Origin of the sequence: Bacillus sp. FJAT-28004, assembly GCF_001280845.1 — a bacterium.
GTDB lineage: Bacteria > Bacillota > Bacilli > Paenibacillales > Paenibacillaceae > Pristimantibacillus.
The window spans coordinates 627,593-639,187 of record NZ_LGHP01000001.1 but is presented as its reverse complement, the minus strand read 5'-3'; the positions used below and the strand labels follow the sequence as shown (position 1 = coordinate 639,187).

The following is an 11,595-nucleotide window of genomic DNA, read 5'->3' as shown; positions in this document are numbered from 1 at the left end:
TATAAAAATTATTCCTCAATCGTTTGTGTCATTCCAACATTTCCTAATATACAAAAACCATGTGCCGTTGGATAAGTTTTCTTATTTCTTACATCTACTAATAATGCATCGCTAATCCAATGGTGCTGCACATGTTGTTCGTAAGTACCATCAGCAATTGCTAAATCCAGACTGTATACACCATCTCGTATCATGGGAAACTGAAAATTCCATTTAAAAACATAAGTCTTATTAATTAAAATTGGTCTGATCTCCATATTTTCTATTTCTGTGTTCATAATCACTATCGAATTTCCTATTCTATCCTTCAAAACAAACCCAATTATCGGCATTAACAGACTTTCTCTCGCAAAAACTCTAACAATTAATTGAACTTTTTCTCCACCTGTAATATAGCCATTTTCAGTTCCTAAATAATTCAATAGTTTTGCATCTACTATTTCTGCACCCATTTCTCCAAATACTTGAGAATCGTTGGAGAATGAATTTCCTTGAGATATCATAATATTCTCTTTATCTTCAGTATCATTTAGATCATTCAGAATTGTATCATAAGTCATAAATGCATGATATTCATCTATAATATCCCCAGGTGCTCCATCTTTATAGATTTCACCTTCATTAAACCAAACTACCCTATCACAGAAGTTAGATATTGCTCCAAGATCGTGACTAACAAACAATACTGTTCCTTTTTCTTTAAACTCTCTTATTTTTCTATAACATTTTTGCTGAAATCTTATATCACCTACACTTAACGCCTCATCTATTATTAATATTTCAGGTTCAACATTAACAGCGCAAGCAAAAGCAAGTCGAACAAACATTCCACTAGAATACGATTTGACTGGCTGATGGATGAAATCACCAATATCTGCAAAGCCGAGAATTGAATCTATTTTTCCGCCAATTTCTTCTTTAGTTATTCCCATCATAGATCCGTATAAATATATATTTTCTAGTCCTGTATATTCAGGATTGAAGCCAGCTCCCAATTCAAGAAGTGCCGATATTTTCCCACTTACATCTACGTTGCCTTGTGTAGGTGTTAAAATCCCAGTAATCACTTTCAGTATTGTCGATTTTCCAGCACCATTTTTTCCGATGAAACCAATGGTTTCACCTTTATTAATTTGCAATGAAATATTTTTCAGTGCATGAAAATCTTTGTGTCTTTTTTTTGAAAAAGGATTGAGTGCCTCTATTAGGCGATCAGTTGCTTTATTATAGAGCTTATATACTTTTGAAACACTCTGAATTGATATCGCAACACTTTCATTCATAATAACATTCCCCAATCCATCACAGCACATCAGCAAAATGTGGCTTTAGTTTTTTAAATATAAATACACCTAGTAAAAACATCATAATAGTAAAAAACCAAAACCACAGTGTAAGATAGATATTTTCATAAAACCATGCTTTGTAGAACAGAGAATCTCTATATCCTTGTACAACATAATACATTGGATTTATTTTAAATATCCAATTGTATCTATCACTAATAATTTTTTCTGACCACATAATAGGAGTTAACCACATGCCTACTTGAATAATTATAGATATTATTTGACCCAAATCTTTAAAAAACACAACTATTGCAGAAGTAAAATATGAAATCCCTACTACGAGTAGTATTGTACAGAAGGAATAATAAATTAACTGTATGTTGTAAACATGAAATGAATTTCCATACGATAAATATACAATATAAAGGAAAATCAAAAATACACAATGAACAAATAATGAAGACAATATTTTAACAATTGGAAGAATACTAATTTTAAAAACAACTTTCTTGACTAAAAAACTATATTCTATAAAACTGTTTGTAGCATTAGAAAGAGAGTCTGCAAAGAAAAACCACGGAATCAAACCTGATATAAACCATATCGCAAACGGAATATTTTCATCAGCTGGCATGACCTTAAGACCTACTTGAAAAACAAACCAATATACGAGTATAGTCACTATAGGCTGAACATACCCCCACATAAAACCCAAATATGAACCTGCATATTTTGTTTTAAAATCATTTTTAGCTAAATTAAAAATTAATCTTCTATTGCTGAATATATCTACATAAAAGCTAATAATTATTCTTCTTTTCACTAATAAAATAAAGAGAACCGAGCTGATTAGTAACCCAACAAAATTACAGATCAGAGTTTTAAATTTCTTGTTATCAATCATGTTTTGTTCTCTTAATTCAGTTGTTAATGGAAAATAAATAAAAGGATCAGGTCCTTTTGTAACTATCTCTATGTAATCATCATTTTTCTTAATATTGCTAATTTCATTACCAACTTCATTCGCTACCAATGATATAGACAAATGATTCTTTTTGAAGAATGGCTTAAAATAAATACTTGATATTTCTATTTTTCCTGGGTGTTCTCCTAAATCAAATCTTATTCTATCTACATTAGAATCTATTAAAAAGTCCAATTTCATTTTTTTTCTAGATGCTTCATATTCATCTCTACTCGAGTTTTTTTCTGTGAATTCTTGTTCCTTCTGAGCATAAAAGACTTGAAAACCATTTACATCACTATTTACTATCTCCACGTACATTTTCATTGTTCCTGGTATTTCAAGAAACGTGGTCAATGCAACTACTGAAAGAATATACAATACAATGAAAAATAATATTTTTTTAAATTTATTTTTAAATTTCATTTTTTTGACACAAGCCTTTCACTATCATTATTTTGTGTAATTTGTAATTCAATTTAGTTTATTATTGTCGAATAAACTAAAAATAACTAAAATATGACCACTATGATTGTTTAAAGTAAAACATAAAAGAATATTTGAAGATGAGATATTGAGACTAACGCGCCCTTCAAAAACACGGTTTAATAGAGCAAACACAAGTAATCTAAACTCTATAAACTCAAAAAAAGCTGATAACAATGAACTACTCTCAAAATAATATCGACTAGTAAGACGATACAATTGAACAGCTAAGAATTTTTAAGTTTTATTTGGTTTGTGGTTAGATTTAATCTAGATCGCCCTTCAAAACTCTTAATAAAATGTCTATACACCCCTGCTATCTTACCAAAATTCCTACCATATTAACACCTTATTCTACCTTTGCACCGAATAAATTGTAGAATCTTTCCGATTTTATCTCCATTTCGACAAACCCTCATATTCTACAAATTTGTAAACTACATACAATTCCCTTCTTCTAATATAGTAATCTACTCCCCCATTTGCTAAAATACAAATAAAGCTAATTGTTTCATATATACATAACGATGGATGAGGAGTACTTACGAATGAGTGCACGAAACAAATCAAAAAAGAATACGAACACTTTAAATGCTGATTTTGCGCTTTTGAGGTGGATTGGGGCCATTGGAATTGCTCTATTTTTAGTAATCTTCCCCTATGAGAAAGCATTGTTCAACGGCTACGAATTAAGCTTTGAAGGACCCATTTATGGAGCTCTCATCTTCGGGTACGTGATGCTCGCATTTACTGCTGTCTATGTGTACCGCAGCTCGCAGCTCAACAGTTATCGTGGGATTTTGTCGATTGCCGTCATGGTTCTTCCATTCATTTATTGGTTGTCTTCATTCCAGGCGGTTTCAGTCTACTACGCAAAGTTTATGACTCTCGTATTTTTCCTGCTCGCGGCTCTATTCATAGCAGCGCTGTATTTTGCAGAAAATAAACTTACACGAAAAACAATCGAATACGCTGTTATGCTCTCCTCTTATTTAATTGTTCTATTTGGTTTACTCAACCTGTTCGGTCAAATGTATTATAAGGATGCGCTATGGCTCGCACATGATGGTTACCGTCTTTCTTCGGTTTTCCAATACTCAAATTCATACGCCGGCTTCCTAGTCGCTTTGTTTCTAGTCAGTCTCTATTATGCTGTTCATTGCGTGCGTCCTTCTGCAAGAATCATTCACGCTGCAATGCTTGTACCGATTTGGATCTCGTTCATGCTTACCTATTCGCGCGGTGCAATTGTTATTATTCCGGTTATGCTGCTAATTGTACTGCCATTTCTACGCTTAACGAAGCAGATTACATACATCGTGTTTATGGGCTTATCCGTAGTGGTTTCCATGACTATACTTGGCAAACTTACAACAGTTGCAGATAGAATAGCTACTCTGGTTCAACCAACTGAAACGAAAGCACCAAGTACAATTTCTTTGTTCAGCTCATTGCCTATGCAGGGCTGGGGATTACTGTTGCTCGGCCTCATCGTTACTACTAGCCTTATCATGCTTTATCATGCCAAAGCTGCTGCTTTCCTAGAATCAAAGCTCGCCAAGCTATCTTCCTATAAGTGGTCGTTTGCGGCTGTGCCTATCATTACTATCGTACTTACTGCTGTAGCAGCGGTCAGCCTCCTCGGCAGCAGCGCGATTCGCGGCTTGCTTCCAGATAAAATTGCTGCACGCTTTGAAAATATTAATCTCCAACAACACAGCGTCTTGGAGCGCTTAACCTTCTACAAAGACGGTCTGCGAGTTGCAGAGGATTATCCCTTGCTAGGTGGCGGAGGCGGCGCTTGGCAGTCCATGTTTGAGCAATACCAGAATAACCCTTATTGGAGCAGACAAGCACATAGCTTCTTTGTACAAGTTCTGGTAGAGAGCGGTTGGATCGGTTTAATCTCACTCATCGTACTGCTTGCATTTGTTTATTTTCTATATATTCGATCCTTTATTCGTTATCCCGAGCTTAGAGGCAGCCACTTTATCTTTTTCATTTTTTCTTTAGCGCTGCTAGCCCACAGTGTAATCGATTTTGATATGAGCTATATTTATATTATCTCTCTCGTCTTTATTTCTCTCGGCTGTATGCTTGCGCCATATAGTCATAAACTTATTATCGAAGGTATGAATGGCAAGCTCAGTCGATCCTGGCCAAAAATTGCTTATCCTGCGGTTATCGCTGTATTGTCTTTATTCCTTCTAATCGTTGCTATTCGAGAAACCAACGCAACCAATAAGTATAATAAAGCCATCGATCTAGCGGTTAAACAACAGACTTCTTTAGAGGAGCTTCTACCGATACTTGATAGTGCCATTAAATCTTCACCAACGCAGCCATACTATAAATTAACGAAGGCTGACTGGCTGGAGCAGGCGTACAAGCAAACGAACACCGTTACTTTCCTTGACCAAGCTCTTACTACTGTAAAGGAAGGCAGAAAATATGATCCTTATAATCGAAGCCTTCTTATGTCTGAATATCGTTTTCTGCAAGAAAAGGGACTTTTTGAAGAGTCACTTGTAACTATTAATGAAGGTGTCAAAAAATTCCCTTGGGATATTAAGCTCTATGAAGCTGCAATAACCTCATATGCCAAAGCAAACCAAACGGCTCTTACTGAAAAAGATGAGGCTAAAGCACAAGAATATGCACAGCACGTTATCGAGCTTTCTAACGAAGTGAAAAGAAGAATCGATCAGCTAGCTTCTCTTCCAGCCGAGCAGCAGCAAGGGCGTACCTTCGCTATGACACCAGTTATAGAGGAAGCAGTAGCCCAAATCGAGATTGCTTCGGCGCAATAGTTCAGTTGCAACCATCTAGTATTAGAAAGACTGCCCGCTTGCACAATTCATGTGCGACGGGCAGTCTTTCTCTTTTCACACAAGTTTTATGGCATGTTTTACTACATCCAAGAATAAATAGCATAAGAACGTTCTGATCGTTTATAGCGAATCTTAAGTAGGGAAGGAGAAGTCTATTGAAACGAGTTCAGAAGCCAAAATGGTCCTTTGTCGTGCTGCGCGGCGCTGACAAAACCGTCAAACAATTTCACGTTTCAAAGCGATCGGTCTTTGCAGCTCCAACGGCTGCCGTACTAGCTGTTTCGGGTTGCATCGCCGGAATTCAAATAAAGTCTACTTACGAACTGAACCAACTTGAAGAACAAATGTCACAACAAGACGCTCTATTTGCACAAACCGTCTCAGATAAGAACCAAGCAATTGTCTCGCTACAGCAAGAAATACTCGGACTGTCAGAGCAAGCAAATGACATGAAAGAGAAGATCGATGATCTACAGCAGCTCGAGTTAAAGCTGAAGCAATTTATCGAAAACTATGGCAGCAAACTTGAAACCTCTTCCTATCTGACGCCAAGAATTAAGAGTAAGACAAATGTAAAAACACTTCCCGATACTCCCGCAATGCAAAGTATCAGCTTTAACGATTCGAAGCAAAGCAAACAGTTTGCTTTGTTCGCGCAGGAAACAGGGCTTCATCTCACTGAGTTGCAACGGATGGTCGAGACGATGGAGGATTCTTTAGCACTGACGCTCCAGCTGGCACAAGCGACGAGAGTCTCAGTTGATGCTTATCCTTCCGGCTGGCCGACACGCTCCAAAATGCTTACCTCAGGATTTGGTTATCGAAGAGATCCATTTACCGGACGAACTGCTTTCCACGCTGGAATAGACATCACTGGCAAGCTAGGAGACCCGATATTTAGCGCAGCAGACGGCACAGTGTCGGACACTGGCTTCAATAACTCACTAGGCAAGTATATCGTCATCGACCATCTAGGAGGGCTGCAAAGCGCCTATATGCACTTAAAAGAAATCGAAGCTAAAGTAGGCGACATCGTCGTTCGAGGCGAAAAGATCGGTTTACTCGGATCGAGCGGTAGAAGCACTGGTCCGCATTTGCATTTCCAAATCATCCAGAAAAACGAACCCGTTAACCCGTTACCATTTTTGGCATTAATAAAGGAGGATTAATGTCTATGTTTAAGGACCATAAACGGCCGGCGGCCACTGATACATTAATTGGCCAAGGTACGATAAGCGAAGGCAGGTTAATTTGTGAAGCAAGTCTTCGAATTGAAGGGGAACACCGAGGCGAAATCGAATGCAAAGCCGACGTCATCATTGGTGAATGTGGTCTTGCTCGCTCGAATATTACAGCGCGTGATATTACTATTGCAGGCAAGGTTTTCGGAGATATCGTCACAAAGGGACGGCTGATCATTACCTCCTCCGGCATTTTGACTGGTGAAATTACAACCCAAACACTAATTATCCAAGATGGCGGCAAGCTTAATGGCAACTGCCAAATGGAGCTAGCAGCTGACAGTAAAAATCGTGTGCAAATAGAATCCGATCCACCTCACAACATTGGTAAAGAATCAGCGGTAAAAGAATCCAAGGAGAAATCTCGCCAAGCAGGATAATAAAATAAAAAGCCGTTCTACTCATGCATGTCTTCCGAAGAAGCAGCACGTATAGAAACGGCTTTTTTTAAATAACCTGGCGTCTATGATGCAACATCACGTTTATTAAAGATATACCATGTAATGGCGATGAATATAGCGTAATAAATACCAAGCACAATAAGTGAAAAACCTAAGGTCATACCTTCCCGCATCGGGTTATTGTCTAAATACTGCGTTAGATTCAAATGAATAAACAACAGATAATCGATCCATTTGTATTCCAGCATCGCAATTAATGCAATAAAGCTGTTAACTCCAAGAAGAAGAAACAATGCCATACCAATCGCTAAGCCGCTGCTCCGGAACACAGTTGAGAGCATGAACGCAAGCGTCACAGTAACAACAAGCGAAATTAACGTCAAACCATAATATTGAAGCATATAGGAAAACGGATTCGTTCCTTCAGCTCCGACGAAGGTTGGTTTTATATCTGGTGCAGCATTAATGCCGAAGCAAATCCAATTCACGAATATAGTCGTTGCAAACAATACAATAGCAAGCAAAACAGCGAATATCATGATCGAAATATATTTAGACAACAATATTTTCGAGCGTGACCACGGCCTGATCAGCAGCAGCTTAATGGTGCCGCTCGTAAATTCCTCCGCAACTCCACCCGCAGCGATAACAACTGTAAAGATGGTTACGAGCAGGAACAAAATGGAGGATTCCATAAAAGCAACATCCCACATCGAGGCATCTCTTCCACCAAATATTAGCCATAGTATAGAAATCGCCAGTACTAACAAAATCAATATACCTGACATCACCCATGTGCGAGGACGACGGTAAATTTTCATATTCTCATTTTGAACAAGCGGCAAAAAATTACCCAATTCGTTCCCCTCCAGTCACTTCCAAAAATTGATCTTCAAGCGTCTTAACCTGTGCGCGAATGCCATACACCTTTATGCCGGCTTTTACTAGAGATGCATTAATTGCAGCTGTATTTTCCTTATCTGTTTCAACCGCAATGGCTTCATTGCCTTCAAGCACCGCTGAAATCCCAGAGGTGAATAACACATCCATCGCAGCCTGCTGACTGTCCACTTCGATAACAACACGGTTATGTACTTTTGCTGCATGCTCACCCTTAATAGTTCGAACATCAATGAGCTTGCCATTTTGAATGATCGCTACACGATCACACATAAGCTCCATTTCGGATAATAAGTGGCTCGATACGAATACCGCTATACCTTCTTCCTTAGAAAGCTGGCGCAAGTAGTCGCGAAGCTCTCTTATGCCCGCTGGATCCAATCCATTCGTAGGCTCATCCAAAATGAGCAGCTGTGGTTTATGCAAAATAGCCTGTGCTACGCCAAGCCGCTGCCGCATGCCGAGAGAGTAGGTTTTCACCTTATCGCGAATTCGTCCTTCGAGTCCGACTAGCTTAACGACCTCATGAACACGATGCTCTGTGATGCCTGGAATCATACGCGCATAATGAATTAAATTATCATAGCCGCTCAAATATTTATACATTTCGGGATTCTCAACAATAGCTCCAACGTGGCGAATCGCTTTTTCGTATTGCTTCGTGATGCTATGTCCTCCAATTGTTATCTCACCATCCGTGAGCGACATTAAGCCAACCATCATTCGAATCGTAGTTGTTTTGCCCGCGCCATTGGGACCTAGGAAACCAAATACCTCCCCTAGTGGGATATCAAGCGTCAATCGATCAATAATCGTTCTGCTGCCGATTTTTTTTGTTACATTTTTCAATTTAACAATAGGCTGCTCCATATTTGTGCTCCTCCTTCAAAAATCCAAATCTCATTCATTATAAACCATTAAGGAAACAATTGGAAGTTTACAAAAAAATACACCTCCACGCTACAGTTAGACTGTAGGGCAGAGGCTCTCATTATCATTTGTGCGATAGGGCTGTATAACATGTTCGGCAAGTTTTGCATCTGCACGAAGGAACAATTTATAGTCATAGTTACTGGTCTTACCCGGCGATCCTACTATAGCATCCAGCCTATCCTGCTCCACGCTGCATGTTAAGCAATAACCCATTGGATGTACCACTCGGAAAAATCCTGTTCGAAACAAAATATCTGCTTCAGGACTTAAAAGCATCTCCCCGCAACTAACACAATAAAAACGGTCCTTTGAACATATCATTCGATAGATCGCTCCCTCTCTCTTTCGTAATGACTGTATCAACCTCAACATTAAAAACGGCAATAAGCGTTAAATGGCAGAAGTTCTATCATAACGTCGATTTGCAATCCATCCCAAACATTATTCTTTAATATCATTATACACTATTTAATTGACTAGTAATCTCATCCCAAGTTGTGCCAAGCCTAATAATATCATCTTCATTAATCTGTTTGCCTGTTTGAACTTCGATAAGCTCAACGTCCGTAATCGCCCGCAAGCTGTGTCTTGTTCTCACTGGAATAGATACAGTGTCGCCTGGCTCAACCTGACGGTACACATCATCCAGAATAAGCACTCCTTCTCCGGAGATTATGGTCCATGCTTCTCTTCGCTTAAAATGCATTTGATAACTGATATTCTGGCCAGCAGCAACAAAAACTCGCTTTGTTACACAATGTGTTCCTGATGATAGGACAACTGAATCAACAATCTTGGAATGCCCCCATCGGCGCTCCTCATATTTGGGACGCTCATTCATCAACTTAAGCTTCGCATCCAGCTCAGAGCTCGCATTTTTGCTAGTCACCAAGATGCCATCGGGGCTAGCCGCTACAATGACATTCGTTAGACCAATAATCGAGATGGGAATGTCCAGTTCGTTGATGAGCTGGGATTGCTCGCTGTCATCCGATATTTCGCCCAAGCCTAATCGTTCAAAAGCCAGCTCCTCCGATAATGTTTTCCAACTGCCAAGATCTTTCCATTCACCATCGTAGCTGATAACTGAACGAGATGTCTCTTTTTGTGCGACTTCAATTTCGAAACTTGATTTTGGTACTTTCGTATACTGTTTATATAGTTCATCATAATGAATAGGCAGTCTACGATTCATAAGCAAAGTAATCATATAATCAAGCTTGAAAGCATAAATGCCGCTATTCCACAATGCGCCGCCTTTAATTAATTGATTGGCTTCAGCCTCATAAGGTTTCTCCTTGAATGAATGCACGCTACGCTCATAGCTCTCTTCATCATTGCTATTTCGATTGGCTTCCGGAACGATATAACCATATTGCTCCGAGGGGTAGCTGGGCCTTGTCCCAACCATAAGCAGTTCAGACCTGCTTTCTCTAACCAGCTTAGGAAGTCCTCTTATACATGAGAAAAAATCACAGCTTACATAGGCATCAACAGGAATGACGATGACCGTTTCGTTTAAAGATACTCCTGCGATCGAATACAAGTAAGCAGCTGACAACGCTATTGCAGGAAATGTGTCTCGTTGCTCTGGCTCAATGATAAGCGGTGCTTTGACACCAACCTGTCTTTGTAAAATCTCTACCTGCTCACGGCAAGTCGAAATACGAGCATGTTCCTGTAAATCAGACTCTTCTAACTGGCGCCATATACGCTGCAGCATCGATTCCATACCGCCTTTAGGACTCTCCAGCACAGATAAATATTGCTTTGCTCGACTGCTGTTCGATAAGGGCCATAATCTCTTCCCAGATCCGCCTGATAACAAAATGATTTTCAAAGCCTGTCCCCCTTCTAAGTTGTTATTGATATTTGCTCCCAATCAAATAGTTAACCACTGTAATACAAGCGTTTTGTATTCAATAACCTGCTGTATAAGTAATGAATTTTTTGCTGCTGTGGCTGGCTTTCTAATATTTCTTGGTTCATGACACCGATAATTAGTGAACGAAGTGTATTCGAGCACTCAAATAACACCCCGTGAACATATTGATTATCTTGTTTCGAATTCCATACGATACGGCCGCGAATAATAATCTGTACTTTTGAAATCGTCATTCGAAACTCCACTAAATAGTTGGATTGAATCGGTAATTGCAGGCCGGATAAGAAACATAAACCATTTTGGCTTAGATTAAGTAGAAGCACTGTAGTCGTAGATGGCGTCAACAATTGTCCATCCTTACTAATTAGCCGCAGCTCTGCCTTAACGCCATCTGTGAAGCGAAGCCTAATGTGGGCGCGCGAGGCATCATTTGAATTCGTCGCCATGCTTAATTCCTCCATCATACCTAATAGCAATATCAATTCATGTCATAGTTCAAAAGCAGGAATCAATTTCATCTATATGCCCATTACATCTAGTAAGTCATCTATTTCAAGTACGGTGATGGCGGAGTGCCTAGCTTATTCTTCGCTCTTCATCTCTACTTTATTTCTTAACATTTGACCAACTTCTAATAAATAACTAATAATGATAGATATATTAAC

Annotated in this window: 9 protein-coding genes; 3 read left to right on the top strand and 6 right to left on the bottom strand. The window is 39.0% G+C overall.

What is annotated here, in order from left to right:
• Window positions 1-8 precede the first annotated feature (8 nt).
• Window positions 9-1,283 (bottom strand): ABC transporter ATP-binding protein, encoded by a 1,275-nt coding sequence (locus AC787_RS02575; RefSeq protein WP_063847477.1) that lies wholly within the window; start codon window positions 1,281-1,283, stop codon window positions 9-11.
• A 19-nt stretch (window positions 1,284-1,302) separates the two neighbouring features.
• Entirely contained in the window at window positions 1,303-2,679 is a 1,377-nt protein-coding gene (locus AC787_RS34625; protein ID WP_063847476.1) for an ABC transporter permease, read from the bottom strand.
• 608 nt (window positions 2,680-3,287) lie between these two features.
• Between AC787_RS34625 and AC787_RS02565 the strand changes: the two genes are divergently transcribed.
• The 3 genes from AC787_RS02565 (at window position 3,288) to AC787_RS02555 (ending at window position 7,191) form a co-directional block, all read left to right on the top strand.
• The gene (locus AC787_RS02565; protein WP_054023366.1) at window positions 3,288-5,549 is read left to right on the top strand and encodes an O-antigen ligase family protein; all 2,262 of its coding nucleotides are present in this window, start codon (window positions 3,288-3,290) and stop codon (window positions 5,547-5,549) included.
• A gap of 176 nt (window positions 5,550-5,725) precedes the next feature.
• A complete protein-coding gene (locus tag AC787_RS02560; RefSeq protein ID WP_054023365.1) occupies window positions 5,726-6,739 on the top strand; it encodes a peptidoglycan DD-metalloendopeptidase family protein in 1,014 nt (337 codons plus the stop codon).
• Window positions 6,739-7,191: a bactofilin family protein gene (locus AC787_RS02555; RefSeq protein ID WP_235560885.1), complete on the top strand. Its 453-nt coding sequence runs from the start codon at window positions 6,739-6,741 to the stop codon at window positions 7,189-7,191. The genes AC787_RS02560 and AC787_RS02555 overlap by 1 nt, the downstream gene beginning before the upstream one ends.
• A gap of 83 nt (window positions 7,192-7,274) precedes the next feature.
• Here AC787_RS02555 and AC787_RS02550 read toward each other — a convergent pair whose 3' ends face one another.
• The 4 genes from AC787_RS02550 to AC787_RS02535 form a co-directional block, all read right to left on the bottom strand.
• A complete protein-coding gene (locus AC787_RS02550; protein WP_054023363.1) occupies window positions 7,275-8,069 on the bottom strand; it encodes an ABC transporter permease in 795 nt (264 codons plus the stop codon).
• Window positions 8,062-8,982: an ABC transporter ATP-binding protein gene (locus AC787_RS02545; RefSeq protein ID WP_054023362.1), complete on the bottom strand. Its 921-nt coding sequence runs from the start codon at window positions 8,980-8,982 to the stop codon at window positions 8,062-8,064. Before AC787_RS02545 ends, AC787_RS02550 begins: the two co-directional genes overlap by 8 nt.
• Before the next feature lie 520 nt (window positions 8,983-9,502).
• Window positions 9,503-10,885, bottom strand: a complete 1,383-nt coding sequence (locus AC787_RS02540) for a sugar phosphate nucleotidyltransferase (RefSeq protein WP_054023361.1) — start codon at window positions 10,883-10,885, stop codon at window positions 9,503-9,505.
• A 50-nt stretch (window positions 10,886-10,935) separates the two neighbouring features.
• Entirely contained in the window at window positions 10,936-11,376 is a 441-nt protein-coding gene (locus AC787_RS02535) for a PilZ domain-containing protein (RefSeq protein ID WP_054023360.1), read from the bottom strand.
• Window positions 11,377-11,595: the final 219 nt, after the last annotated feature.

Excerpts from the sequence above, each read along its gene's own strand:
- AC787_RS02575 (WP_063847477.1), bottom strand. The coding sequence starts at position 1,283 with ATGAATGAAAGTGTTGCGATATCAATTCAGAGTGTTTCAAAAGTATAT.
- AC787_RS34625 (WP_063847476.1), bottom strand. The coding sequence starts at position 2,679 with ATGAAATTTAAAAATAAATTTAAAAAAATATTATTTTTCATTGTATTG.
- AC787_RS02565 (WP_054023366.1), top strand. The coding sequence starts at position 3,288 with ATGAGTGCACGAAACAAATCAAAAAAGAATACGAACACTTTAAATGCT.
- AC787_RS02555 (WP_235560885.1), top strand. The coding sequence starts at position 6,739 with ATGTCTATGTTTAAGGACCATAAACGGCCGGCGGCCACTGATACATTA.
- AC787_RS02545 (WP_054023362.1), bottom strand. The coding sequence starts at position 8,982 with ATGGAGCAGCCTATTGTTAAATTGAAAAATGTAACAAAAAAAATCGGC.
- AC787_RS02535 (WP_054023360.1), bottom strand. The coding sequence starts at position 11,376 with ATGGCGACGAATTCAAATGATGCCTCGCGCGCCCACATTAGGCTTCGC.